The organism is Salipiger sp. CCB-MM3 (genome assembly GCF_001687105.1).
Lineage (GTDB): Bacteria > Pseudomonadota > Alphaproteobacteria > Rhodobacterales > Rhodobacteraceae > Salipiger.
Genome location: NZ_CP014599.1, coordinates 96,754 through 120,834, shown reverse-complemented (window position 1 = coordinate 120,834; position 24,081 = coordinate 96,754). Strand labels below are relative to the sequence as shown.

The following is a 24,081-nucleotide window of genomic DNA, read 5'->3' as shown; positions in this document are numbered from 1 at the left end:
CGATTGCGCTTGGGCGGGAAATGCGCGGGCGCGGCATGCGTCCGGGGCCAGTTAGACCGCCGCGGGTGGCGGCGGCAAGATGGCCTCAGCTCAGCGCCGCCTGCACGCTGTAGCACAGCCATCCGATGGGGTCGCGCGGCAGCTTGGCGCCAAGACCCTCGGGGTTGCCCGCCAGCAGATTGCGCAGCTTCGCCTCGGCCATGTCGTAATCCGCCTGATAGGGGATCGCATCGACGAACAGACCGTCGGCATCGAAGAGCATCACATAGGCCGAATGGTCCATCGTGTAGCTCCCCTCGCTGAAGTCGATCCTTTCGGCGTAGACACGGAAGGCGTCGATGGCGTTCTGCGTCTCTTCAGGGCTTCCGGTCACACCGGTGACGCCGGGCACCCAAGAGACATATTGCTCAAGCAGATCGGGAGTGTCGCGCTCGGGGTCGACCGAGACGAAGAACACCCGCAGATCCTGCGATTGCGGCAGATCCTCTTTCCACGTGGCGATGTCGCCCATGGTGGTGGGGCAGACCTCGGGGCAATGGGTGAAGCCGAAGAACACCGCCGAGGGCGCGCCTTTCAGGCTGTCTTGGGTGAAGGCGCTGCCATCGGTGCCAGTGAGCGCATAGTCGCCGCGCCCGAGCAGCGCGGCCTGATTGGCCTCGACGCGCGGCACGATCAGCAGGATCGCCAACGTGCCGAGCACGGCGAGACCGCAGAGCCAGAGCGCGACTTTCTGTTCCTTGAGGTTCATCTTTGCGGGCCTTTCTCTGCTGGGAGGGGAAGGGGCCTGCTGCGGCCCGCTTAGGTGGGCGCGGGCGGCGGCAAGCCGGGCGGGATCAGTCGCAGCTCATGCCGCAAAGCAAGGCCAAGCGGAACAGCTGCGGCGCGGGCATTTTGCCGCGCCCGGCAGAGCGCAGGCGACTCACACCGCTGGTACACCGGGCCAAAGCGGTAGGGCGCGATAGCGCGAATGGTTGCGATCCGCTTAAACGGGAATATTGACGCGACGATACCACCGGCGGATTTTAACGTTTGATCAAAAAATGATCGACAAGGCTCAATTTCTCGCCGAACCTTCCGGCAGCGCCCCCTATGACGTCGCGACGGCTGTATGCTCCATCCCGGAGATGTCGAGATTGGCCGCAGCGGCGCGGGAGCGCGGCAGAGACCAAAAAACTTCAGGGAGACGACCATGACCCGACATACCCCGGCGCGGACGATGCGCATCGGCGCGGCACTGCTGACCGCGGCGCTGCTGTCCAGCACGGCGCTGACCGCGCAGGCGGAAACGCCGCCGAACATGCTGGTGATCGCGCAGCGCATCGACGACATCAAGACGATGGACCCGGCCGAGAGCTTCGAGTTCACCGGCGCTGACATCAGCCGCAACGTCTATGAATCGCTGGTCGACTTCGATCCGATGGACCTCGACTCGGGCTTCCAGCCGGCGCTGGCGGAAAGCTGGGAAGTTTCCGAAGACGGCACCCAGATCACCTTCACCATGGCGGACGGCCACGTCTTTGCCTCGGGCAACCTGGTGACCGCGAAGGACGCCGAGTTCTCGCTGCGCCGCGCGGTGATGCTCAACAAGACGCCCTCCTTCATCCTGACGCAGTTCGGCTTTACGCCGGACAACGTCGAGGAAACCATCGTTGCGTCCGACGAGAAGACCCTCGTGCTGAAGCTCGACAAGGCCTATGCCGTGTCCTTCGTGCTCAACTGCCTTGCGGCGACCATCGGCGGCATCGTCGACATGGAAACCGTGATGGCCAATGAGGTCGACGGCGACATGGGCAATGCTTGGCTGCGCGACAACACCGCCGGCTCGGGCCCCTACAAGCTGGCGTCGTGGAAGCCCGATGAAAGCTACACGCTGGACCTGAACCCCGAGTATGCAGGCGACGCGCCCGCGATGAAGCGCGTGATCGTGCAGCACATTCAGGAAAGCGCCACCCAGCGCCTGCAGCTGGAACGCGGCGACGTGGACATCGCGCGCAACCTCTCGCCCGAGGATGTGGCGGGCCTTGAGGAGGTCGACAGCGTCAAGGTCGTCGACGAGCTGCGCGGCCGCCTGATGTATTGGTCGGCCAACCAGAAGAACGAGATCCTGTCGAACCCGCAGGTGATCGAGGCGATGAAATACGCCACCGATTACACCGGCATGCAGGACAGCTTCCTCAAGGGCCAGTACATCACGCACCAGTCCTTCCTGCCCGCGACCTTCATGGGCGCGATCGACGACACGCCCTACAGCTTCGACATCGAAAAGGCCAAAGGTCTGCTCGACGAGGCAGGCTATGGTGACGGCTTCGACATCACCATCAACGTGCGCGACGCGCAGGAGCGGATCGACATCGGTCAGTCGCTGCAGAACACCTGGGGCCAGATCGGCATCAACGTCGAGATGATCGTGGGCACCGGCGCGCAGACGCTCGACACCTACCGCGCGCGTGAGCATGACATCTACCTCGGCGCATGGGGCCCGGACTATCCCGACCCCAACACCAATGCCGGCACCTTCGCCTACAACCCCGACAACTCGGACGAGGCGGGCGCGACCGGCCTGCTGGCATGGCGCAACGCATGGGAACTGCCGGAGATGAGCGAAGAGACCCTCGCCGCCGTCGTCGAGCAGGACAGCGACAAGCGTGCCGCGATGTACGAAGAGCTGCAGCGCGAGCACATGGAGGTCAGCCCCTTCGGCATTATGTTCCAGCAGATCGAGCAGAACGCCATGCAGTCCGGCGTCGAGCACTTCGTGGCTGGCGGCGCGACCACCGCGGTCTCCTACTGGGTTGTGACGAAGTAATCCCGTGGCAGAGACAACGACAAACGGAGGAGGGCGCTCGGCGTCCTCCTTTCCGCCTAAATGGCTGAAGCAATCCGTCAGCCTGATCTTCACCGTGGCGATCACCCTTCTGGGGCTGCTCTTCGTCACCTTCATGATCGGCCGCGTGATGCCGATCGACCCGGTGCTCGCGGTGATCGGCGAGCGCGCGAGCCAAGCGCAATATGACCAGGTCTTCCAGGAACTCGGGCTCGACAAGCCGCTGATCGCGCAGTTCGCCATCTATGTGGGCGACGTGCTGCAGGGCGATTTCGGCACCTCGATCCGCACCGGCAAGCCGGTGGCCGAGGATATTGCCCGCGTCTTCCCCGCGACGCTGGAACTGGCGACGATCGGCACCATCCTCGGGGTGGTGCTTGGCGTACCGCTGGGGGTTCTGGCGGCGGTCTACCGCGGCAGCTGGATCGACCAGCTTTCGCGCCTGATCGGCCTTGTGGGCTATTCGATGCCGATTTTCTGGCTCGGTCTCATGGGGCTTTTGATTTTCTACGGCATCCTTGGATGGGTGGCCGGGCCCGGGCGGCTTGGCGTGTTCTACGAGGGGCTGGTGCCGACGCGGACGGGGCTGTTGCTGGTCGACGCGCTCATCGCGGGCGACTGGGACGTGTTCAAGGACGCGCTCTCGCACATCATCCTTCCGGCCTGTCTGCTGGGCTATTTCAGCCTTGCCTACATCAGCCGGATGACCCGGAGCTTCATGCTCGAACAGCTGAACTCGGAATATGTCATCACCGCGCGGGTGAAGGGGCTGAGCGAATGGAACGTGGTCTGGCGCCATGCCTTCCGCAACATCGCCATCCAGCTCATCACGGTGATCGCGCTGGCCTATGCCAACCTGCTCGAAGGCTCGGTGCTGACCGAGATCATCTTCGCATGGCCGGGCATCGGCAGCTATATCACCACCTCGCTTCTGGCCAATGACATGGCCTCGGTCCTTGGGGGCACCGTCGTGATCGGGACGATCTTCGTCTGCCTCAACATCTTCTCGGACCTTCTCTACCGCTTCTTCGATCCGAGGGCCAAATGACCTCGCACACCAAAACCGACGCAAAGCCGGGCCTGAAGGCCTGGCTGCTCAGCGACACGCCGCAGTCCCGCGGGCAGGCGCGCGCCGCCGCCTGGTATCAGGGCTGGCTGAAGCTGACCTCCAACAAGCTGACCACGCTTGGCCTGATCGTGCTGGCGATCCTTGTGCTGGCGGCGATCTTCGCGCCGCTGCTGGCGACCAATGACCCCTTCGTTCAGGACCTCGGCGCGCGCCTCAAGCCGCCGGGCTGGGACGGGCATATCTTTGGCACCGACAGCCTTGGCCGCGACATCTACTCGCGCCTGCTCTACGGCGCGCGGATCTCGATCTACATCGTGCTGCTGGTGGCGCTGGTGGCGCCGCTGCTGGGGCTGATCATCGGCACCTGCGCGGGCTATTTCGGCGGCTGGGTCGACACTGTGCTGATGCGCATCACCGACATCTTCCTCGCCTTCCCGCGGCTCATCCTTGCGCTGGCCTTCGTGGCGGCACTGGGGGCGGGGATCGAGAACGCGGTGCTGGCGATCTCGCTGACCGCATGGCCGCCCTATGCCCGTATCGCGCGGGCCGAGACGCTGACCATCCGCAACGCCGACTATATCCACGCCATCCGCCTGCAGGGCGCCGGGCCGCTGCGCATCATCACGCGCCACGTCTGGCCGCTGTGTATCTCGTCGCTGGTCATCCGGGTGACGCTCGACATGGCGGGGATCATCCTCACCGCGGCGGGCCTCGGCTTCCTCGGCCTTGGTGCACAGCCGCCGAGCCCGGAGTGGGGCGCGATGATCTCGGAGGGACGCAAGTACATCCTCGACTACTGGTGGGTGGCCACCATCCCCGGCCTTGCGATCTTTGCCATCTCGCTCGCCTTCAACTTGATCGGCGACGGTCTGCGCGACGTGCTTGACCCGAAGGAGGCCGGCAAATGAGCAATCTTCTGGATATCGAGAACCTCTCGGTGCGCTTCCCCACGCGCTCCGGGACCTTCGAGGCGGTGCGGGGGATTTCCCTCTCGCTCGGCAAGGAACGTCTGGGGATCGTCGGCGAGTCCGGCTCCGGCAAGTCGATGACCGGCCGGGCCATCCTCGGGCTCATCCGCAAGCCGGGTGAGGTGACGGCGGACCGCATGGAGATGCAGGGCGAGAGCCTGCTCGATGCCTCGCCGAAACGGATGCGGGCGATCCGGGGCAAGCATATCTCGATGATCATGCAGGACCCGAAATACTCGCTGAACCCGGTGATGACCGTCGGCGACCAGATCGTCGAGGCGCTGCGGACCCATGAAAAGGTGGGCAAGGCCGAGGCGCGCAAACGCGCGCTGGAGATGCTCGACGCCGTGGCGATCCGGGAGCCCGAGCGGGTGATGAAGCTCTACCCGCATGAGGTCTCGGGCGGCATGGGCCAGCGCATCATGATCGCCATGATGCTGATCCCCAACCCCGAGATCCTCATCGCCGACGAGCCCACTTCGGCGCTCGACGTGTCGGTGCAGCTGCAGGTGCTGGAGATCATGGACAAGCTGGTGCGCGAGCGCGGCATGGGTCTGATCTTCATCAGCCACGATCTCAATCTGGTGGCGGGCTTCTGCGACCGGGTGGCAGTGATGTATTCCGGGCGCATCGTCGAAGTCTGCGAGGCGGGCAAGCTGCATGAGGCGAAACACCCCTACACGCTGGGACTTCTGAACTCGGTCCCCGATCTAGAACGCCCGCGTCCGCGGCTGGAGGCGCTTGAGCGCGATCCGGTCTGGCGCGAGGCCCCGTCTGTGAGTGCGATGCTATGAGCCAGCCGGAAATTCAGATCGAAGGGCTGGAGGTTTTCTTCGGCGAAGGTCACGAGCGCAATCGCGTGGTGCATGGGATCGACCTGAACGTCGCGCAGGGCGAAAGCTACGGGCTCGTCGGCGAGTCCGGCTCGGGCAAGTCGACGGTGCTGCGCGCGCTGGTCGGGCTGGTCACCGACTGGCATGGCGCCATGCATGTGGGCGGCGAGAAACTGGCGGGGGCCAAGCGCTCGCGCACGTTCTACCGCGGCGTGCAGATGGTGTTTCAGGACCCCTACGCCTCGCTGCATCCGCGCCAGACCATCGACCGGGTGCTGAGCGAGACGCTTGCCTTGCACGGTATCAAGGATGGGGTGGATGCGCGCATTGACCGGCTCTTGGAACAGGTGGGTCTGGGCGGCGGCTTCCGCTTCCGTTACCCGCACCAGCTGTCGGGCGGGCAGCGGCAGCGCGTCGCCATCGCGCGGGCCTTGGCGCCCGAGCCCAAGGTGCTGCTGCTGGATGAGCCGACCTCGGCGCTTGATGTGTCGGTGCAGGCCGAGATCCTCAACCTGCTGTCGGACCTGCGCGCCGAGTTCGGCCTGACCTATCTGATGGTCAGCCACGATCTTGGGGTCATCGGCCATATGTGCGACCGCGTGGCGGTCATGCAGAAGGGCGAGATCGTCGAGACGCTGGAAGTGGAGGCGATGCGCAACCTGCGGGCCGAGCATCCCTACACCCGCCACCTCCTCGACAGCGCGCTGCGCTCGTCCGGGCATGAGGGGATGGCCGAAGCGAGCTGATCGCCGCCAGACTGACGAAAGCGCCGCCCTGCTGACTGCCGGGCGGCGCTTTTTCGTTGGTGAAGGCGCGTGTGCCTCAGCCCGGCTGGGTGAGAATGATCGCGCCACGCTCGGTGGCCACAATAGTGTGTTCGTATTGCACGACCGGGGCGCAGGGTTCGGCGTAGAGCGTCCAGCCATCCTCGCCGTCGCTGGCCCAGAGCCCGCCGGTGGAGAGGAAGGGCTCGACGGTCAGCACCAGCCCCTTGTCGATCCGGCGGCGGTCGCTGCGGTTTGGCCAGGTTGCGATCTCTTCGGGATACTCGTGCAGAGAGCGCCCGACACCGTGGCTGGCGAGGTTGCGGATCAGCGTATAGCCGCGCTCATCGGCGAACTTGCCAATGGCGTTGCCGATCCCGGCCAGTGGCTTGCCCTCGGCGACCTGACCGATGCCGATCTGCATGGCGCGCTTGCCATCGCGGCACAGCTTGTCGAGCAGCGGATGCGCGGGCCCGACGCGGTAGCTGGCGCCAGTGTCGGCAAAGAAACCATCTTTCGAAGCAGAGACGTCGATGTTCACCAGATCGCCCTGCGCGATGATCCGCTCGCCGGGGATGCCATGGGCGATCTCTTCGTTCACGCTGATGCAGGTGGCGCCGGGGAAATCATAGGCCGACTGCGGCGCGGATTCGGCGCCGTGCCGTTCGAGGAAGGCGCGGCCGATCTCGTCGAGTTCGCGCGTGGTCATGCCCGGTTCCATGGCTTTTGCCATGGCGCGCAGCGTGTTGGCGACGATCCGGCCGATATCTTTCAGCCCGTCGAGCTCATCTTCTTGGGTGATCGTCATGCGGGGCGCTCCCGTTTTGCGTGAGCGCGCACCATATAGCTGCCCACGGGGAATGTCAGCGCGTGAAATGAAAGAGGGGCCGGCCCCCGCGCGATGGCAGAGACCGGCCCCCAATGGTCCGGCGCGAGGGAGGGCCGCGCCGGGGGAGGATGGCTGGATCAGCGGCCGTTCTTCTCGCGCCATGCTTCGAAGAGAGGTCCGAACTTCTCTTCGTTGACGCGCGGGTAGAGACCGATGATCGGCTCGCCGGCCTTGACCTGCTCGACCACGAAATCCTCGTAGGCGGTCATTTCCTTGGCCTCGGCGGCAACCTCTTCGGCCATATGCGCCGGGATCACGATGACGCAGTCGGCGTCGCCGACGATGATGTCACCGGGGAAAACCGGCGCATCGCCGCAGCCGATCGGCTCGTTGATCGCGATGGCCTCGTTGTTGGTGAGGTTGGTCGGGCTCGACGGGCGGGTGTGATAGGCCGGGATGTCGAGCTCGGCGATCACCGCCGCATCGCGGAAGCCGCCATCAGTCACCACGCCAGCACCGCCGCGCATCATCAGGCGGGTGATCAGAATGTCACCCGAAGAGGCGGCATTGGCCTGCTTGCGGCTGTCCATCACCAGAACGCTGCCTTCCGGGCAGGTCTCGATCGCCACGCGCTGCGGGTGCTCGGGGTTGCGGAACTCGGTGAGCTGGTTGCGGTCTTCACGGGCGGGCATGTAGCGCAGGGTGAAGGCGGGGCCGACCATGTTCTTGCCCTTCCAGCCGACCGGGTGCACGCCCTGGATCACCTGGTTGCGCAGGCCGCGCTTGAAGAGCGCGGTGGCCAGCGTCGCGACGGACACATCCATCAGAATGTCACGGGTTTCGGGATTCATCGAGTTCTCCTCCAGTAAATCGGGGGCCCGGTCCGCAGGGGGCAAGAAGACGGACCGGGCAAAGTTTCGCGTCAGGCGAGGTCCTCGGGCAGCACGGCGCCGGGGATGTTCTGGTAGCAGACCGGCCGCAGGAAGCGGCGGATCGACAGCGTGCCGACCGAGGTCGCGCCGAAGTTGGTGGAGGCCGGGTAGGGGCCGCCGTGGACCATTGCTTCGCAGACCTCGACGCCGGTGGGGAAGCCGTTGGCCAGCACGCGGCCCGCCTTACGCTCCAGCACCGGCAGCAGCGCGCGGGCGGCATCTGCATCGCCGTCGTCCATATGCAGCGTCGCGGTGAGCTGGCCTTCGAAGCCCTTGGCGAGCGTGACCATCTCGTCGACGTCCGAGACCCGGACCACAAGGCCGAGCGGGCCGAAGACTTCTTCCCCCAGCGCGTGATCCTGCAGGTAGTTCGCGGCGTCGGTCTCATAGAGGTTCGGCGAGGCCGACCGCGGGCCGCTCTCAGTGGTCAGCAGCGGACGCACCGCGTTGCGGCCATCGAAGCGGTCCTTGCCAGAGCGATAGGCGCCCGCGATGCCCTCGGTGAGCATGACCTGCGGCGCGGCCTTTTCCAGCGCGGCGCGCGCGGCCTCGACAAAGGCATCGCCTTCGGCGCCGGTGCCGACCACGGCGATGCCGGGGTTGGTGCAGAACTGGCCCGCGCCCATGGTCAGCGAGCCCGCCCAGCCGGTGCCGATCTCGGTGCCGCGCGCCTTGGTGGCTTCGGGCAGCACGAACATCGGGTTCACCGAGCCCAGTTCGCCGAAGAAGGGGATCGGAACCTCACGCTGCGCGCAGAGGTCGAACAGCGCACGGCCACCGCCGAGCGAGCCGGTGAAGCCCACGGCGTTGATCAGCGGGTGTTGCACCAGCGCCTGACCGACCTGACGGTTGCCGCCTTGGATCAGCGAGAAGACACCCTTGGGCATGCCGCAGCTTTCGATGGCGGCGGCAACGGCTTCGGCGACGATCTCGCCGGTGCCGGGGTGGGCGGAGTGGCCCTTGACCACGACCGGGCAGCCGGCGGCCAGCGCGGCGGCGGTGTCACCGCCTGCGGTGGAGAAGGCGAGCGGGAAGTTCGATGCGCCGAAGACGGCGACCGGGCCGATCGGGCGCTGCACCATGCGCAATTCGGGGCGCGGCAGCGGCTGGCGGTCGGGCAGGGCGGCATCGACGCGCACGTCGAGGTAGTCGCCCTTGCGGATGTGCTCGGCGAAGAGACGCAGCTGGCCGGTGGTGCGGCCGCGCTCACCCTGCAGGCGCGCTTCGGGCAGGCCGGTTTCCTGACTGCCGATTTCGGTGATCGCCTCGCCGCGCGCTTCGATCTCGTCGGCGATGGCCTCGAGGAATTTCGCGCGGGTTTCGCGGCTGGTGTAGCCATAGGTCCAGAAGGCGTCTTCAGCGGCCTTGCAGGCCTGATCGACCAGCTCGGGCGTGCCGACAGAGAACGCGTGCACCGGGCCGGTGGCGGGTTCGGAGGAGAATTGCGCCTCGGTGGCGATCCACTCACCTGCGATCAGGTGCTTGCCATGCGGGGTGAAGATCGGGGTCGTGCCGTCCATGGGGAAAGGTCCTTTCGGGGGCAGAGGGAAACTTGGGGGAGGGGCGCCGGTGCGGCGCCCCGAAAGGCGGATCAGATCAGGCCGTTGGTCTTGAGGAAGACCTGCAGCTTGTCCTGCTGCGCCGGGGTCAGCGGCCATGCCGAGGGCGGGCGGGTCGCGCCGCAGTCAAAGCCTGTGGCCTGCAGCGCGGCCTTCACGCCGGTGACATTAGTGCCGTTGAGCTCTTCGGCGCGGATGTCCTCGAAGGCCTGCATCTCGCCGATCAGGCGGTTGGCCTCGGCATAATCCGACGCTTCGAGCGCGGCGTGGATCGCCAGCGAACGCTCCGGCCAGACGTTGATCAGGCCGGAGGTGAAGCCACGCGCGCCCACCGCATAGAAGGTCGGTGCCCAGACCTCGGCAAGACCGCCGACCCAAGTGATCGAGGGATCGCAGGCAGCCTTGGCGGCGGCGAGCTTCTGCGGGTTCGGGGTGGCCCATTTCACGCCCTTCACACCCGGCACGGCGCAGAGATCGGCGATGGCGCCGGTCCCAATCGCGTCGTTGCGCAGGTAGAGCATCATCGGCAGCCCGCCCGAGGCGTCGGCGATGGCCTTGACGTAATCCACCGTGCCGCGCGGCGCCACGAAGGGATCGGGCGGCTGGTGGATCATCAGCGCGGTGGCGCCTGCCTCGGCGCTGGCTTTGGCCAATGCGCAGGCGTCGCGGATGCCGCGGCCGATGCCCGCCAGCACCGGGGCGCGGCCGTCCACCATGGCGCAGACCTCGCGCGCCATGGTGCAGGCTTCGTCGGTGGTCAGCGCGTAGAACTCGCCGGTGTTGCCATTGACCACGGGCATATGCAGCCCGGCGCCAAGCGCGCGGTCGATGATCGGCGAGAGCTTGGCCGGGGCAATCTCGCCCGCCTCGTCATAGGGGGTGACGAGGATGCCGGAAATGCCGGCGAGGGCGGTATCGAGATCGAGCATATGTGTCTCCTCAGAAAATGTCGGGCTCGCCCGCGGTGCGGCCGAAATCGCGTTCGAGGTAATCAAAGTCGCAGCCTTTGTCGGCCTGCGTCACATGGCGCGAGAACATGTAGCCCCAGCCCCGTTCGAAGCGCGGTTCCGGCGGCGTCCATGCGGCCTTGCGGCGGGCGATCTCTTCTTCGTCCACCATCATGTCGAGGCTGCGGTTGGGCAGGTCGAGCCGCACGATGTCGCCGGTTTTCAGCAGCGCCAGCGGGCCGCCGACAAAGCTTTCAGGTGCGACGTGCAGCACGCAGGCGCCGTAAGAGGTGCCGGACATCCGCGCGTCAGAGATGCGCAGCATATCGCGGTGGCCCTGTTTGATCAGCGCCTTGGGGATCGGCAGCATGCCCCACTCGGGGAAGCCCGGACCGCCCTGCGGACCGGCATTGCGCAGCACCAGCACGTGATCGGGGGTGACGTCGAGGTTTTCGTCGTCGATCGCCGCCTTCATCTCGGGGTAGCTGTCGAAGACCAGCGCCGGACCTTCGTGCACATGGTACTTGGGATCGCAGGCCGCCGGTTTGATCACCGCGCCATCGGGGCAGAGGTTGCCGCGCAGCAGTGCCAGCGAGCCCTCGTGGTAGACCGGGTTCGACAGCGGACGGATCACGTCGTCGTTGAACACCTGCGCGCTTTCGATCTCTTCACCCAGGCTGCGCCCGGTGACGGTGACGCAGGAAGTGTCGAGCATGTCCTCCATCTGCTTCATCAGCGCCCGCAGACCGCCTGCATAGAAGAAGTCTTCCATCAGGTAGTCCTTGCCCGAGGGGCGGACGTTGGCGATCAGCGGGGTGACCCGGCCAAGCGCGTCGAGATGGTCCAGCGTCAGATCGACCCCGGCGCGGCGCGCCATGGCGATCAGGTGGACCACCGCGTTGGTCGAGCAGCCGGTGGCCATGGCGACCTTGGCGGCGTTCTGCACCGAGGCGGGGGTGATGATCTGATCGGGGGTCATGTCCTCCCAGACCATATCGACCACGCGGCGTCCGCAGTCGGCGCCCATGCGCTGGTGGCCCGAGTCCGACGCGGGGATCGACGAGGCGCCGGGCAGCGTAAGGCCCATGGCGTCGGTGATCGCGGTCATCGTCGAGGCGGTGCCCATGGTCATGCAGGTGCCCGCCGAGCGCGCGATGCCGCCCTGAAGGCCAAGCCATTCCTCATCGGTGATATTGCCGGCGCGGCGCTCGTCCCAGTATTTCCAAGCGTCCGAGCCGCTGCCGAGGATCTTGCCCGCGTAGTTGCCGCGCAGCATCGGGCCAGCGGGCAGGTAGATGAACGGAACGCCCGCCGAGATGGCGCCCATCACGAGGCCCGGCGTGGTCTTGTCGCAGCCGCCCATCAGCACCACTCCGTCGAGCGGGTGAGCGCGGATCTGCTCTTCGGTCTCCATCGCAAGCATGTTGCGGTAGAGCATGGAGGTCGGCTTGTTGAAGCTCTCGTCCACCGACAGCGCGGGCATTTCAACCGGAAGGCCGCCCGCCTGCAGCACGCCGCGCTTCACGTCTTTGACGCGCTCGGGGAAGTGGCTGTGGCAGGAGTTGAGTTCCGACCATGTGTTCAGGATGCCGATGATCGGCTTATCGCGGAATTCCTCTTCGGAATATCCAAGCTGCATCATCCGCGAACGGTGTCCGAAGCTGCGAAGATCGTCAGGGGCGAACCAGCGCGCGCTGCGCAGTTGCTCCGGGGTCTTGCGTGGCTTTTGCGACATGATTCTCCTCCGTCTCATCGCGGTCACTTGCCGATGATGTATGCGCATACATAAAGAGACGTCAAGCAATTCACGGTGATTTAACTGTGAAATTAACTTTTAGCAGAAATCCTTGACAGACGGCCTGCGAATGTGGTCTTGAGCTATGTATGCGCTTTCATAGCGTATGGCCACGACATCCGGGTGCGAGACAGGAGACCGCCCGGTCAGTAGAAGCCGGCCGCTCAGCGGCCCATCGGGAGGAAACGATGAAATTTACCCGCAGAACCCTTCTTGCCGCCGTTTCGGCTGCGGCCATGGTTGCAGCTCCGCTCGCCGCAGAGGCGCAGAACCTGCCGCGCAACATGCGCATGGTGATTGGCTCGAAATCCACGGGCGGTGACACCTACCAGAACTCGGCCATCGTTGCCGAGGCGCTGTCCGAAAAGCTGGGCATCAACATCAAGGTCGACGCCGTCGGCGCGTCCGAGGCGTTCAAGGCGCTCGGCCGTGACAAGCGTGGCACCACGATCATGATCTTCCATGACCAGAGCTACCTCGGCAATCTCTATGGCGTCAGCGGCTACGACGATCCCTTCGCCAACTACGCGGTCGGCCCGACCGTGGCGATCAACCCCGGCAACGCCTACCTCGTGCCCGCCGACAGCCCGTATCAGTCGATGGAAGACATCCTTGCGGCGGCAGAGGCTGGCACCCGCGTGCGCGTCGCCATCCAGCCGGGCGGTGTGTCGGAGATCGGGTTCTCGGCGATGAAAAACGCCGCCAAGCTGCGCGCTCCGGGCTCGGAAGAGAACATCGTCGCGGTGAACACCGGCTCGCAGTCGGACAAGAACCAAGCGATGTGGGACGATCTGGCCGATGTGATCAACGGTTCGATCCAGGCCAACGAGCAGTTCACCCAGCTCGACCCGTCGGACGAGAAGGCGATGCGCTTCGTGTGGATCACCGCGCGCCCCGCAACGCTCGAGCAGGCCCCCGAGGCCGGCATGGGCGGCACCACCCGCGACGACATGCTGAGCTTCGCCAGCCCCGAGACCTCGGTGCCGGTGAGCGACAGCGCGGACTTCACCTTCGACAAGGAATTCTTCTTCCTGTTCAACAAGGACATGGACCCCGAAGTGATCGACGCCATCGACGGTGCGCTGGCCGAGATCTTCGAGGAAGGGAAAATTCAGGAGCGTCAGAAGGAAGCCTTCTTCATCCCGAACTACCTTTCGACCGAAGATGCCCAAGCGCATCTGAACGAGAAGCGCGACACCTATAAGAAGGTGATCGAGGACATCTCGTCCGGGTCCTGATAGCCAGATGACATTCGGTTCGGCCGGGCCGCGCCCGGCCGGACCCACTGACAAAAGCTACCCATAGGGAGGACCCAATGGGCGACCTTACCCGTGTGACCATCGACTTTCAGACGTCACACCTGATTTTCCCCACCATCATCGCGATCGTCCTTGGCCTGCTTGGCCTTGCCATCGTCATCCGCGACCGGGCGCGCATCGCCGCGGCGGGCAGCTACTGGCGCGCCTCGTGGTCGGCGATGGACAAGCCGCGCTTCCTTGGCGCGCTGGCGCTGACGCTGCTTTACTTCTCGCTGATGGTTCCGGTGGGTGACATCTGGCCGAACACCGGCCTTGGCTTCCTGCTGTGCTCGATCCCCTATGTGCTGGCGACCGGCATCCTGTTCATGCACGAGCGGGGGTTCCGTCAAATCCTGCCGCTGCTGATCGTCGCGCTGGTCGGGCCGACCTTCGTGTGGTGGCTGTTCACCTATCCCCTCTTCCTGACTTTGCCCTGAGGTCCGACCCATGTTCGAGATCCTTACCCCGCTTTTCGTCTCGCTGATCGTCGGCGGCACACTTGTCGGCATCATCTTCGGGGCGATCCCCGGCATGACCGCCACCATGGCCGTTGCCGTCTGCCTGCCGCTCACCTATTCGCTGGGCCTCGAGAACGGGCTGGCGCTGCTGCTCGGCCTCTATGTCGGCGGCATTTCGGGCGGCCTCGTGCCCGCCATTCTGCTGGGCATTCCCGGCACGCCAAGCTCTATCACCACAACCTTCGACGGCTATCCAATGGCCCAGAGGGGCGAGGGCGAGAAGGCGCTGCGCATCGGCATCGTCGCCTCGCTGGTCGGTGGCCTCATCTCGCTGCTGGTGCTCGACCTCTTCGCGCCGACGCTGGCCGATTTCGCCATCAAGTTCTCCTACGTCGAGAAGTTCCTGATCATCTTCTTCGCGCTCACCGTCATGGCGGCGCTGTCCTCGGACATGCTGCTGGGTATCTTCTCGGGCGTGCTGGGGATCTTCATCAGCCTGATCGGCACCTATGACATCTCGCGCGGGGGCAATGGCGAGCTGCGCCTCGTGCCGCCGGGGACTGAATATTGGCTGGAAAGCGGCTTCTCGCTGCTGCCCGTGCTGATCGGCCTCTTCGGTCTTGCGGCCATCCTCGAGCAGGCCGAGATCGGCGTGCCCAAGGGCCATTCGACCAAGGACATCAACGTCGGCAAGCACTCGCGCTTCTCCTTCGGGATCTTCAAGGGCCAGAGCATCAACCTCGTGCGCTCGTCGCTGATCGGCACCTTCATCGGCATCCTGCCCGGCGTTGGCGGCTCGGCGGCGTCGATCATCAGTTACACCAATGCCAAGACCTTCTCGAAGCGCCCTGGCAACTTCGGCAAGGGCGAGCCGGCGGGGATCATGGCGTCTGAGGCGGGCAACAACGGCCTGACCGGCGGCGCGCTGGTGCCGCTGCTCTCGCTGGGTATTCCGGGGGACTCGACGACGGCGCTGCTCATTGGTGCGTTCACCCTGCAGGGCATTCAGGTGGGTCCGCTGTTCATTGGCAACAACCCGGGCACCTGGGACGCGATGATCATCGCCATGCTGATCGCCAATATCGCCATGTTCGCCATGATGTATTTCGCCATCCGCTACTTTGCGCTGGTGGTGACGATCCCCAAGCACATCCTCTTCCCCGTCATCCTGATGATGTGCGTGATCGGCGCCTATACGATCAACTACGGCATCATGTTCGACGTCTGGACGCTGTTGATCTTCGGGGTTCTGGGCTGGCTCTTCACCAAGCTGCGGCTCGAGGTTGCGCCCTTCATCATCGGCTTCATCCTTGGCCCGTCCGCCGAGATCTACTTCATCAAGAGCCTCGAGAGCTTTGGTGACGCGACGATCTTTTTCACCAAGAGCTGGATTGCCGTGGTTCTGTGGATCCTCATCGCAGGATCGGTTGCAGGCGCCGCGCTGATGGCGAAAAAGAAGAAAGAGATCACGGACGAGGCAGTCTGAGGCTTGCGCCCGGACCGCCGCTGACAGAAAGTTGCGCGCGATGGGCGAGGAGCAGGAAAAAAAACCGCGGGCCAGCCGAAAAGGTCAGGGCCGCGGCGTCACCATGGAGGCGGTGGGCAGGCTGGCGGGCGTCAGTCAGGTCACCGTCTCTCGTGCGTTGTCGGACCCGTCGAAAGTGTCGCCCGCAACGCTTGCGAAGATCAAGGAAGCCATCGCGCAGACGGGCTTTGTGCCCAATGCGCTGGCCGGGGCGCTGGCGACCAGCAAGTCGATGCTGATCTCGGCGCTGGTGCCGTCGATCACCAACATCGTCTACTCCTCGATGGTGAAGGCCTTCTCGGAAGAGATGCGCGAGGAGGGGTATCAGATCCTGCTTTCGGAAACCGGCTTTGGACCCGAGGACGAGGAAAAGCTGATCTCCGCACACCTGTCGCGGCGGCCCGACGCGATGTTCCTCACCGGCATCCACCACTCGGCGCAGGCGCGGCGGATGCTGCTGGGGGCCGAGATCCCGGTGGCCGAGGTCTGGGATATCACCGACAGCCCGATCGACTTCTGCGTCGGCTTCAGCCACGTCGAGACCGGCCGCGCCGTCGCCGAGTTCGCGTGGAATGCGGGCTACCGGACGGTTGGCACCGTCTCTGCCGGGGACGAGCGTGCCCGCCGCCGCAGCGAGGCCTTCGTGCAGGAATGGCAAAAGCATGTCCCCGGCGACGTGCCGCGCGCGCTCTTCGACGCGCAGGCGTCGCTGGCCAATGGCCGCGCGGCGCTGCGGCAGCTGCTCGAACAGGGCTTCACCGGCGGGCTGATCCAATGCTCGTCCGATCTGCTGGCGCATGGCGTCATGGTCGAGGCGCAGGCGCAGGGGTTTGACGTGCCGGGGCAGATCGCCGTGGTCGGCTTCGGCGATCAGGAATTTGCGGCCTCGGTCGAGCCGGGAATCACCACGGTGCGGGTCGATATGGCCGCCTTCGGGCGCGCCGCAGCCCAAAGCATGCTGGCGCGCCTGCGCGGTGACAAAGACGGGTCTTCGGTCATCGACCTCGGCTTTGAGGTGGTGCGGCGCGGCTCCGCCTGAGAGCCGCGCGCCTTTAGGAACGCTCGGTCACGGATCATCCTGCGCCGCGTCGATCACCAGCAGCAGCCGGGTCTCGCCGCTGCCGTCGATCGGCGGCGAGCGATGGACCAGCCCGCAGGGCAGATCGCCGGGCCAGAGCCGTCCGCGGAACAGGCCCACCGCGCCCGCCTGCATCTGGTGCACCTGCTTCGGCGCGCCCGCTTCGCTGGCAAGCCCATATTGCGTGCCCGCGCCGCGATAGGTGCAAAGCAGCCGGGCCGGCACATAGTCCACATGGAACTTGCTGCAGGCATTGCCGCGCACCACGTCGAGCCGGATCTGCAGCGCGTCCTGCCCGGTGATGCGCGAGAACTCGGCGGCAAGCCGGGCGACGTCCTGTGCCAGAAGCGCCTGTCCGGCGTCTGCCCCGCTGCGCGCAGCTCTGCAGGCACCTTGCACCAGATCCGCGACGCCGCGCAGCGGGGCGCTGGCGCGCAGCGCAGGAAGGCAGCCGTCGGGTAAAGCGTCCAGCCACTGGCTGAAAAGCGGCGGCAGGCGGCGCTGCCAGATCGCGGCGGCGCAGCCGGGCCGGTGCAGGTCGCGCAGGACCTCCACCGAGCCGCCCTCGACCACATCGCAGGCCGCTGCGCCTCTGGTGAGGTCCAGCATCACGCCGCCTGCGGCGCGCGCCGCCAGCCGGGGAAGGGGTCGGGCAGGTCCTGCCATTGGTGCGGCGCGAAGCTGACCTCGTCGCCCACCAGAGCCGCATCGAGCGCGGCGCAGATCGCCGCCTTGTCCATGCCGGAGCCAATGAACACCAGCTCCTGCCGCCGGTCGCCAAAGGGCTCGCGCCAGTGCTGCTTGAGATAGGCCACCGCCTGCGGATGATCGGGCCAGCGCTCCTGCGGCACCGTGGCCCACCACATGCCCATCGGCTTGACGCTGCTCAGCGCTCCGGCCAGCGAGTATTCGGCGAGCCAGTCGGGACGGGTGGCGATCCAGAAATGCCCCTTGGCGCGGATCACCCCCGGCAGATCGCCGTTCAGCACGTCGTGGATCTTTTGCGGGTGGAACGGTCGCCGCGCCCGGTAGACGAAGGACGAGACGCCGTACTCCTCGGTCTCGGGCACGTGGTCGGCAAAGCCGTAAAGCTCCTTGGCCCACATCGGGTGCAAATGCGCCTTGTCGAAATCAAAGAGCCCGGTGCCCATGATGCGATCAGAGGCGACCTTGCCGTAATCGGTCTCGACGATCTGCGCATCAGGGTTGAGCGAGACGACGATCTTGCGCGCCGCGTCCACCCGCTCGGGGCCTGCGTCGCTGACCTTGTTGAGCACCACCACATCGGCGAACTCGATCTGGTCGACCAGCAGATCGACCAATGTGCGGTCATCCTCGTCACCAAGGCTCTCGCCGCGGTCGCGGATAAAGTCGTGGCTGGAATAGTCCTTCAGCAGGTTCACCGTGTCGACGACCGTGACCATCGTGTCGAGCCGGGCGATGTCCGACAGGCTCTCGCCGAACTCGTCGCGGAAGTCGAAGGTGGCGGCCACGGGCAGCGGCTCGGCGATGCCGGTGCCCTCGATCAGCAGGTAGTCAAAGCGGCCCTCATCGGCGAGCCGCCGCACCTCCAGCAGCAGATCGTCGCGCAGGGTGCAGCAGATGCAGCCGTTGCTCATTTCGACCAGCTTTTCCTCGGTGTGGCTGAGGTCGGCCCCGCCGTCGCGCACCAGATCGGCGTCGATGTTGACCTCGGACATGTCGTTGACGATGACCGCGACGCGGCGGCCTTCGCGGTTGTTGAGCACGTCGTTCAGGAGCGTGGTCTTCCCGGCTCCGAGAAAGCCCGAGAGGACGGTGACGGGCAGGCGGGTATCCTTGGCTGGCATTGGGCTCTCCATTTTCTATATTGCAATGTTATATCATAACAATGTAAAGATTCCAGCCGCCGCCTGCAAGCCGGATTCCGGATCCAGGTCGGAGCTCAATGGAAGCGGCGGCCCGAAAATTGAAGAGACGTAGGGGCTTACCAATGTTGAAAACCTATCTCGGGGCCAGCGCGCTCGCGCTGTTTGCCTCAGCGGCGGGGCAGCGCGCCCATGCCGATAAAGACCGCACCGCGTGGAGGATCTTCGTTGCCGATCAGGCCAGCGGCGCGGTGACAGCGCTCGATCTGGACAGGCCGGAACATCGCTGGAGCTTCACCCTGACCGGCCCGTCAAAGCTTTATGCTTCGCCCTCGGGCGAAGCGGTGATCGCGGTACAATCCGATGACGACCGAGTGGATTTCCTGCGCAGCGGCATCGCGCTTGAAGGTCATGGCGATCATTCGGATATCGCGGTGACCGAGCCTCGGCTGATGGACGCGCATCTGACCGGGCTGCGGCCCTTCCACGTGGTGACCCACGGCCATGAGACCGCGATCAACTTCGACAAAGGCGGCTATGCTGCGTTCATCGCCGAGGGCGATCTGCTGGATGGTGTGCTTGGGGTTGAAGAATTTGCGCAGAACCGCGCGCATCACGGGTTTGCCGCACCTCTGGGCGATTTGATCATCAGTTCCGTCGCCTCCGAGGCGGTGGTGGAGGAGGGCAGCGCTCCGCCGCGCATCGGCATAGCCGCCTATGACACAAGCGGCGCGCAGATTGGCGAGGTGCAGATCTGCACCGATCTGCATGGAGAGGCGTTCTCGGGCAGCTATTTGCTGGCGGGCTGCAAAGAGGGCGTGATTGCGTTGAGCGAAGCCGGGGACGCGGCCGAGTTCACCATGCTGCCCTATCCTGAGGACTTCCCGGAAGCACACACCGGTACGCTGCTCGGTTCGAAGGCAATGCAGGTCTTCCTCGGCAACTACGGCAAGGACGCGGTGGTGATCATCGACCCCACCACCGAGCCTCATTTCACCCGCGTCGAGTTGCCGTTCCGGCGGGTGGACTTCATTCTCGATCCGGCAAAGCCACAATGCGCCTACATCCTCACCGAGGACGGCACGCTGAGCAGGCTGAACATGCTCTCGGCACAGCTTGAGGCCTCGGCCCGCGTCACCGAGCCCTATTCGATGGACGGTCACTGGCGCGATCCGCGTCCGAGGCTCGCCGTCGCGGGGGACCGCATCGTGCTGACCGATCCGAACACGGGGCTGCTGCGGGTGGTCGATCCGGAAAGCCTCGAAGAGATCGCGACCATTGCTGTCGCGGGGTTGCCCTACAACATCCTCGCGGTGGGAGGCAGCGGGTTGACCCATTGAGGGCCGACACCTGTGCTTTAAGCGCAAAAGAAAACGGGCCCAAGGGCCCGTTTTTCGTGTCGCGATGCGCCTTTCGCAAAGGGCGGCGCGGCGATTACATGCCGCGGATCATGCCGCCGTCGACGCGGATCATCGAGCCGGTGACGTAAGCCGCCTGCGCCGAGCACAGGAAGGTGACCATGGCGCCGAATTCTTCGGGCGTGCCGTAGCGGCCCGCGGGGATGGTCTTGCGGCTGGCTTCTTGCACCGCGTCGAGCGAGGCGCCGGACTTCTCGGCCTTGATCCCGTCGAGCTGCGCCAGACGGTCGGTGGCGATGCGCCCCGGCAGCACCATGTTGACGGTCACGCCTTTGTCGGCAACCTCGGCGGCCAGCGTCTTCGACCAGCCCGCAACCGCGCCGCGCACGCCGTTCGACAGCGCGAGGTTGGGGATCGGCTGGACGATGCCCGACGAGCCGATGGTGACCACGCGGCCCCAGCCCTTCTCGATCATCCCCGGCAGCGCGGCATCGGTGATCGCGAAGATCGGCGCGGCCATCGCCTCGAAGGCGGCCTGCCAGGCTGCGGTGCTCTGGCCTTTGGCGGGGCCCGCGGCGGGGCCGCCGCAGTTGTTCACCAGTATGTCGACCGGCTGCGCGGCGAGCCGTTCGATCAGCGCCGCGACGCTCGCTGCATCCGACAGGTCGAGCTTGACGCCTTCCATGCCCTCGACGGGCGCGTCGCCGCTGCGCGAGGCGGCGATCACATGCGCGCCTTCCTGCGCCAGAAGTGTTGCGCTTGCAGCGCCAAGGCCGCGGCTTGCGCCGAGCACCAGCGCGGTCTTGCCGCTCAGTCCCAGATCCATCAGTTCAGCTCCTTCAGTCGTTTGTCCTGCCGGGCGAGCAGACGCTCGACCTCGGCGATGGCCTCGGGCGCAAGGCCCGCGCCCGGCGCGCGCAGCGCCGCCGAGGCAATGGCCCCGCGCTTTTGCAGCACGTATTTGCGCACCGCCAGCCCGGCGCCGGGCTGCTGCTCGTAGCGCACCAGCGGCAGGTAGGCGTCAAAGATGTCCTGTGCCCGGTCCATCTCGCCGGTGCCGGCCAGCTGCACCACGTCTGCCAGCATTTCGGGAAAGCCGAAACCCGTCATCGCGCCGTCAGCACCGCGCGCCATCTCTTCGGGCAGGAACACCCCGCCGTTGCCGCAGAGGATCGAGATCCGGCGGCGGCCTTTGGTCTCGGCGCGGCGCAGCTTGCTGATCTTGGCAAGGCCCGGCCAGTCCTCATGCTTGAGCATCACCACCTGCGGCACCTCGTCGATGATCTGGCCCAGCACCTCATCCGAGATATGCACGCCGGTCGCCAACGGGAAATCCTGCAGCACGATGGGCACTTCCTTGCCCAGCGTGCGCGCGACCTGAGCGAAATAGCCAAGCGTCTGCGGGTCGGTCTTGAGGCTGCCCGGCGTGGTCACCATGCAGCCCGCCGCGCCCATGTCCATCACCGCTTTGCCCAGCTCGCCAATCGCGGCAAGGCCCGGGGCCGAGACGCCAACCACCACCGGCTTGCCCGCGGCGCGCTTGATCACCCGCTCGGCGACGGCGCGGCTCTCGGCCTGCGTCAGCTTCGGCGCTTCGCCCATCATGCCAAGGATGGTCAGCCCGTCGGCGCCCTTCTCGAAGTAGAAATCCACCACCCGGTCGAGACTGTCCCAATCGATCTCACCACTGTCGGTGAAGGGCGTGACGGAGATGACGTAAACGCCGCGGGCGTCGGAGGTGAGCAGGGTCATTTCAGGAAACCTCGGGTGGGGCGGTGAAAAGGCCGGCCGCGACGATCTGCGCGGCCGGTGTTGTCTTATGCCGGGCGTCAGGCCGGGACGGCAAGCTGCAGCGTCTCGAGCGCCGCGATGGCGCGCTGCATCGCCTCTTCGAGCCGCGCGTCGTCGAGCGCATAGGCGAGCCGCAGATAGCCCGGCGTGCCGAAGGCCGATCCGGGCACCACGCCGATGCGGCCCGCGGTCAGCAGGAAGTCGGCGACGTCCATGTCGCTCTCGATCACCTTGCCCTCGGGGGTGCGGGCGCCAAAAAGGCCGGTGCAATCGGGGAAGACGTAGAAGCTGGCGGGCGGGGTTGCGCAGGTGATGCCGGGCATCTTGCCGATGGCGGCGATCACCATGTCGCGGCGGGCCTTCAGCCGGGCATTGCGCTCGGGCAGGAAGTCGGCGGGCGCGGTCAGCGCGGCGACGGTGGCGGCCTGCGAGATCGCCGAGGGGTTTGAGGTGCTCTGCGATTGTAGGATGTCCATCGCGCGCACCAGCCATTCCGGCCCGGCCGCATAGCCGAGGCGCCAGCCGGTCATCGCGTAGCCCTTCGACACGCCGTTCACCGTCAGGATGCGGTCCGCCAGCTCGGGCGCGACCGCTGCGGGCGTGGCAAAGCTGCCCTCATGCACCACCAGCTCGTAGATGTCGTCGGCCATGATCAGCGTGTGGTGATCGGCCAGCACCTTGCACAGCGCGGCGATGTCGGCCTCGGAATAGAGCGCGCCGGTGGGGTTGTTCGGCGAGTTCAGCAGCACCCATTTGGTCTTGGGCGTCAGCGCGGCGGCCAGCGTCTCGGGGGTGAGCTTCCAGCCGTTCTCGGCGGTGCAGGGGGCGATCACCGGCGTGCCGCCAGCGAGGCTGACCATATCGGGGTAGCTGACCCAATAGGGCGCGGGGATGATCACCTCATCGCCCGCATCCAGCGTCGCCATCAGTGCGTTGAACACCAGCTGCTTGGCGCCATTGCCGGCGATGATCTGCGAGGGCTTGTAGCTCAGGCCGTTCTCGCGTTCGAACTTGGCGGCGATGGCAGCTTTCAGTTCGGGCGTGCCCGAGCTGGCGGTGTATTTGGTCTGCCCGCCTCGGATCGCGGCGATGCCCGCCTCGGCGATATGCTCGGGCGTGGCGAAGTCGAGCTCGCCTTGGCCGAGGCTGATGATGTCATGGCCCTCGGCCTTCATCTGCTGCAGCTTCAGCGCAAGTTCGATGGTCGGCGAGGGGCGTACGGCCGCCATGCGGCTGGCAAGGTACTGGGTCATGGGAGAGGTCCTGGAATGGCCGCGGCGGGCCGTTGAAAACAGCCCCGCGCCGGGGAGGACGGCGCGGGGCTGAATGGGAGGGATCAGGCGGGGGCGAGCGCGGTTGCGCGACGCGACGCGATATACTGCTCGCGCAGCTCGCGGGTCAGCGCGCCGGGGGCCCCGTCGCCGATCACCTCGCCATCGATGCGCACCACCGGCACGACGAAGTTGGTGGCCGAGGTGATGAAGGCCTCGCGGGCGTCGCGCGCCTCGTCGGGGGTGAAGGCGCGTTCCTCGATCTCGACGCCATGGCGCGCCGCCAGTTCGAGCACCGCGGCGCGGGTCACGCCCGGCAGCAGCGCATGCGACAGCTCGCGGGTGATGAGCTTGCCGTCCTTGCTGACGATATGCGCGGTGGCAGCGCTGGCCTCGGTGACGAAGCCGTCCTCATGAAGCCATGCGTCATCGGCGCCGCGCGACTTGGCTTCCATCTTTGCCATCGACGGGTAGAGCAGCTGCACGGTCTTGATGTCGCGGCGGCCCCAGCGCAGGTCGGGCAGCAGCGCGACCGAGATGCCGGTCTCGGCGGCGCGGTTCACCAGCACGTCCTTGGCTTGGGTGAACATCACCAGCGTCGGCTCGGTGCCCTCGGGCGGGAAGGCGAAGTCACGCTCGGCGACGCCGCGGCTGAGCTGCAGATAGATCAAGCCGCTCTTCATCTCGTTGCGCGCGACGATCTCGTGGTGCGCGGCCAGCAGCGCGTCATCGTCGAGCGGCAGCGTGAGGCCCAGTTCGGCGGCGGAGCGGCGCAGGCGCGCGGCGTGACCAGCATAGTCGAGCAGCGTGCCGTCGAGCACACAGGTCACTTCGTAGATGGCATCGCCCATCAAGAAGGCGCGGTCGAAGATCGACACTTTCGCGTCTTCTTCGGGCAGCCACTGGCCGTTGAGGTAGACAATTCGGGACATGGT

Annotated in this window: 22 protein-coding genes; 10 read left to right on the top strand and 12 right to left on the bottom strand. The window is 65.9% G+C overall.

What is annotated here, in order from left to right:
* Positions 1-85: 85 nt before the first annotated feature.
* Positions 86-748, bottom strand: coding sequence for an SCO family protein (locus AYJ57_RS23575; RefSeq protein ID WP_066111698.1), 663 nt, complete (start codon positions 746-748; stop codon positions 86-88).
* A 441-nt stretch (positions 749-1,189) separates the two neighbouring features.
* Here AYJ57_RS23575 and AYJ57_RS23570 point away from each other — a divergent pair, with 441 nt between their 5' ends.
* From AYJ57_RS23570 to AYJ57_RS23550, 5 genes are read left to right on the top strand one after another with little or no spacing between them, the layout of a single operon-like run.
* The gene (locus AYJ57_RS23570) at positions 1,190-2,806 is read left to right on the top strand and encodes an ABC transporter substrate-binding protein (protein ID WP_237220289.1); all 1,617 of its coding nucleotides are present in this window, start codon (positions 1,190-1,192) and stop codon (positions 2,804-2,806) included.
* Between the two features lie 4 nt (positions 2,807-2,810).
* Positions 2,811-3,872, top strand: a complete 1,062-nt coding sequence (locus AYJ57_RS23565; protein WP_083191511.1) for an ABC transporter permease — start codon at positions 2,811-2,813, stop codon at positions 3,870-3,872.
* A complete protein-coding gene (locus AYJ57_RS23560) occupies positions 3,869-4,801 on the top strand; it encodes an ABC transporter permease (RefSeq protein ID WP_066111694.1) in 933 nt (310 codons plus the stop codon). The genes AYJ57_RS23565 and AYJ57_RS23560 overlap by 4 nt, the downstream gene beginning before the upstream one ends.
* Entirely contained in the window at positions 4,798-5,655 is an 858-nt protein-coding gene (locus AYJ57_RS23555; RefSeq protein WP_066111691.1) for an ABC transporter ATP-binding protein, read from the top strand. Before AYJ57_RS23560 ends, AYJ57_RS23555 begins: the two co-directional genes overlap by 4 nt.
* On the top strand, positions 5,652-6,440 hold the full coding sequence (locus tag AYJ57_RS23550) for an ABC transporter ATP-binding protein (RefSeq protein WP_066111688.1): 789 nt from the start codon (positions 5,652-5,654) through the stop codon (positions 6,438-6,440). The genes AYJ57_RS23555 and AYJ57_RS23550 overlap by 4 nt, the downstream gene beginning before the upstream one ends.
* Positions 6,441-6,516: 76 nt before the next feature.
* On the opposite strand, the gene map is transcribed toward AYJ57_RS23550, so the two are convergent.
* The 5 genes from map to araD form a co-directional block, all read right to left on the bottom strand.
* Positions 6,517-7,266, bottom strand: a complete 750-nt coding sequence (gene map / locus AYJ57_RS23545) for a type I methionyl aminopeptidase (RefSeq protein ID WP_066111686.1) — start codon at positions 7,264-7,266, stop codon at positions 6,517-6,519.
* A gap of 158 nt (positions 7,267-7,424) precedes the next feature.
* On the bottom strand, positions 7,425-8,138 hold the full coding sequence (locus tag AYJ57_RS23540) for a ribonuclease activity regulator RraA (RefSeq protein WP_066111684.1): 714 nt from the start codon (positions 8,136-8,138) through the stop codon (positions 7,425-7,427).
* A gap of 71 nt (positions 8,139-8,209) precedes the next feature.
* Positions 8,210-9,739 carry an aldehyde dehydrogenase (NADP(+)) gene (locus AYJ57_RS23535; protein WP_066111682.1) on the bottom strand — a complete coding sequence of 510 codons (1,530 nt, stop codon included), beginning with the start codon at positions 9,737-9,739 and terminating at the stop codon, positions 8,210-8,212.
* A gap of 71 nt (positions 9,740-9,810) precedes the next feature.
* On the bottom strand, positions 9,811-10,707 hold the full coding sequence (locus AYJ57_RS23530; RefSeq protein ID WP_066111680.1) for a dihydrodipicolinate synthase family protein: 897 nt from the start codon (positions 10,705-10,707) through the stop codon (positions 9,811-9,813).
* A gap of 10 nt (positions 10,708-10,717) precedes the next feature.
* Complete coding sequence (gene araD / locus AYJ57_RS23525) at positions 10,718-12,460, bottom strand: L-arabinonate dehydratase (RefSeq protein WP_066111679.1); 1,743 nt, start codon at positions 12,458-12,460, stop codon at positions 10,718-10,720.
* A 248-nt stretch (positions 12,461-12,708) separates the two neighbouring features.
* Here araD and AYJ57_RS23520 point away from each other — a divergent pair, with 248 nt between their 5' ends.
* From AYJ57_RS23520 to AYJ57_RS23505, 4 genes are all read left to right on the top strand, one after another.
* A complete protein-coding gene (locus AYJ57_RS23520; RefSeq protein ID WP_066111677.1) occupies positions 12,709-13,758 on the top strand; it encodes an ABC transporter substrate-binding protein in 1,050 nt (349 codons plus the stop codon).
* A 77-nt stretch (positions 13,759-13,835) separates the two neighbouring features.
* Complete coding sequence (locus AYJ57_RS23515) at positions 13,836-14,255, top strand: tripartite tricarboxylate transporter TctB family protein (RefSeq protein ID WP_066111675.1); 420 nt, start codon at positions 13,836-13,838, stop codon at positions 14,253-14,255.
* A 10-nt stretch (positions 14,256-14,265) separates the two neighbouring features.
* Positions 14,266-15,762, top strand: a complete 1,497-nt coding sequence (locus tag AYJ57_RS23510; protein WP_066111673.1) for a tripartite tricarboxylate transporter permease — start codon at positions 14,266-14,268, stop codon at positions 15,760-15,762.
* A gap of 40 nt (positions 15,763-15,802) precedes the next feature.
* A complete protein-coding gene (locus AYJ57_RS23505) occupies positions 15,803-16,840 on the top strand; it encodes a LacI family DNA-binding transcriptional regulator (protein ID WP_237220288.1) in 1,038 nt (345 codons plus the stop codon).
* A gap of 27 nt (positions 16,841-16,867) precedes the next feature.
* Here AYJ57_RS23505 and AYJ57_RS23500 read toward each other — a convergent pair whose 3' ends face one another.
* Positions 16,868-17,488: a DUF1826 domain-containing protein gene (locus AYJ57_RS23500; RefSeq protein WP_066111671.1), complete on the bottom strand. Its 621-nt coding sequence runs from the start codon at positions 17,486-17,488 to the stop codon at positions 16,868-16,870.
* Entirely contained in the window at positions 17,488-18,708 is a 1,221-nt protein-coding gene (zigA, locus tag AYJ57_RS23495; RefSeq protein ID WP_066111669.1) for a zinc metallochaperone GTPase ZigA, read from the bottom strand. The genes AYJ57_RS23500 and zigA overlap by 1 nt, the downstream gene beginning before the upstream one ends.
* Before the next feature lie 143 nt (positions 18,709-18,851).
* Here zigA and AYJ57_RS23490 point away from each other — a divergent pair, with 143 nt between their 5' ends.
* Entirely contained in the window at positions 18,852-20,066 is a 1,215-nt protein-coding gene (locus tag AYJ57_RS23490) for a metallochaperone AztD (RefSeq protein WP_066111667.1), read from the top strand.
* Positions 20,067-20,160: 94 nt separating this feature from the next.
* On the opposite strand, the gene AYJ57_RS23485 is transcribed toward AYJ57_RS23490, so the two are convergent.
* The 4 genes from AYJ57_RS23485 to AYJ57_RS23470 all read right to left on the bottom strand — a co-directional run bounded on the left by AYJ57_RS23485 (position 20,161) and on the right by AYJ57_RS23470 (position 24,078).
* On the bottom strand, positions 20,161-20,910 hold the full coding sequence (locus tag AYJ57_RS23485) for an SDR family oxidoreductase (protein WP_066111665.1): 750 nt from the start codon (positions 20,908-20,910) through the stop codon (positions 20,161-20,163).
* On the bottom strand, positions 20,910-21,836 hold the full coding sequence (locus tag AYJ57_RS23480; RefSeq protein WP_066111663.1) for a dihydrodipicolinate synthase family protein: 927 nt from the start codon (positions 21,834-21,836) through the stop codon (positions 20,910-20,912). The genes AYJ57_RS23485 and AYJ57_RS23480 overlap by 1 nt, the downstream gene beginning before the upstream one ends.
* Before the next feature lie 77 nt (positions 21,837-21,913).
* Entirely contained in the window at positions 21,914-23,128 is a 1,215-nt protein-coding gene (locus tag AYJ57_RS23475) for a pyridoxal phosphate-dependent aminotransferase (protein WP_066111661.1), read from the bottom strand.
* A gap of 83 nt (positions 23,129-23,211) precedes the next feature.
* Complete coding sequence (locus AYJ57_RS23470) at positions 23,212-24,078, bottom strand: D-amino-acid transaminase (RefSeq protein ID WP_066111658.1); 867 nt, start codon at positions 24,076-24,078, stop codon at positions 23,212-23,214.
* Positions 24,079-24,081: the final 3 nt, after the last annotated feature.

Coding starts and splice junctions, on each gene's coding strand:
- AYJ57_RS23555 (WP_066111691.1), top strand. CDS start 4,798: ATGAGCAATCTTCTGGATATCGAGAACCTCTCGGTGCGCTTCCCCACG.
- AYJ57_RS23510 (WP_066111673.1), top strand. CDS start 14,266: ATGTTCGAGATCCTTACCCCGCTTTTCGTCTCGCTGATCGTCGGCGGC.
- AYJ57_RS23540 (WP_066111684.1), bottom strand. CDS start 8,138: ATGAATCCCGAAACCCGTGACATTCTGATGGATGTGTCCGTCGCGACG.
- AYJ57_RS23520 (WP_066111677.1), top strand. CDS start 12,709: ATGAAATTTACCCGCAGAACCCTTCTTGCCGCCGTTTCGGCTGCGGCC.
- araD (WP_066111679.1), bottom strand. CDS start 12,460: ATGTCGCAAAAGCCACGCAAGACCCCGGAGCAACTGCGCAGCGCGCGC.
- AYJ57_RS23550 (WP_066111688.1), top strand. CDS start 5,652: ATGAGCCAGCCGGAAATTCAGATCGAAGGGCTGGAGGTTTTCTTCGGC.
- AYJ57_RS23535 (WP_066111682.1), bottom strand. CDS start 9,739: ATGGACGGCACGACCCCGATCTTCACCCCGCATGGCAAGCACCTGATC.
- AYJ57_RS23515 (WP_066111675.1), top strand. CDS start 13,836: ATGGGCGACCTTACCCGTGTGACCATCGACTTTCAGACGTCACACCTG.
- AYJ57_RS23475 (WP_066111661.1), bottom strand. CDS start 23,128: ATGACCCAGTACCTTGCCAGCCGCATGGCGGCCGTACGCCCCTCGCCG.
- AYJ57_RS23505 (WP_237220288.1), top strand. CDS start 15,803: ATGGGCGAGGAGCAGGAAAAAAAACCGCGGGCCAGCCGAAAAGGTCAG.
- AYJ57_RS23485 (WP_066111665.1), bottom strand. CDS start 20,910: ATGGATCTGGGACTGAGCGGCAAGACCGCGCTGGTGCTCGGCGCAAGC.
- AYJ57_RS23470 (WP_066111658.1), bottom strand. CDS start 24,078: ATGTCCCGAATTGTCTACCTCAACGGCCAGTGGCTGCCCGAAGAAGAC.
- AYJ57_RS23480 (WP_066111663.1), bottom strand. CDS start 21,836: ATGACCCTGCTCACCTCCGACGCCCGCGGCGTTTACGTCATCTCCGTC.
- map (WP_066111686.1), bottom strand. CDS start 7,266: ATGACGATCACCCAAGAAGATGAGCTCGACGGGCTGAAAGATATCGGC.
- AYJ57_RS23490 (WP_066111667.1), top strand. CDS start 18,852: ATGTTGAAAACCTATCTCGGGGCCAGCGCGCTCGCGCTGTTTGCCTCA.
- AYJ57_RS23560 (WP_066111694.1), top strand. CDS start 3,869: ATGACCTCGCACACCAAAACCGACGCAAAGCCGGGCCTGAAGGCCTGG.
- zigA (WP_066111669.1), bottom strand. CDS start 18,708: ATGCCAGCCAAGGATACCCGCCTGCCCGTCACCGTCCTCTCGGGCTTT.
- AYJ57_RS23570 (WP_237220289.1), top strand. CDS start 1,190: ATGACCCGACATACCCCGGCGCGGACGATGCGCATCGGCGCGGCACTG.
- AYJ57_RS23500 (WP_066111671.1), bottom strand. CDS start 17,488: ATGCTGGACCTCACCAGAGGCGCAGCGGCCTGCGATGTGGTCGAGGGC.
- AYJ57_RS23575 (WP_066111698.1), bottom strand. CDS start 748: ATGAACCTCAAGGAACAGAAAGTCGCGCTCTGGCTCTGCGGTCTCGCC.
- AYJ57_RS23530 (WP_066111680.1), bottom strand. CDS start 10,707: ATGCTCGATCTCGATACCGCCCTCGCCGGCATTTCCGGCATCCTCGTC.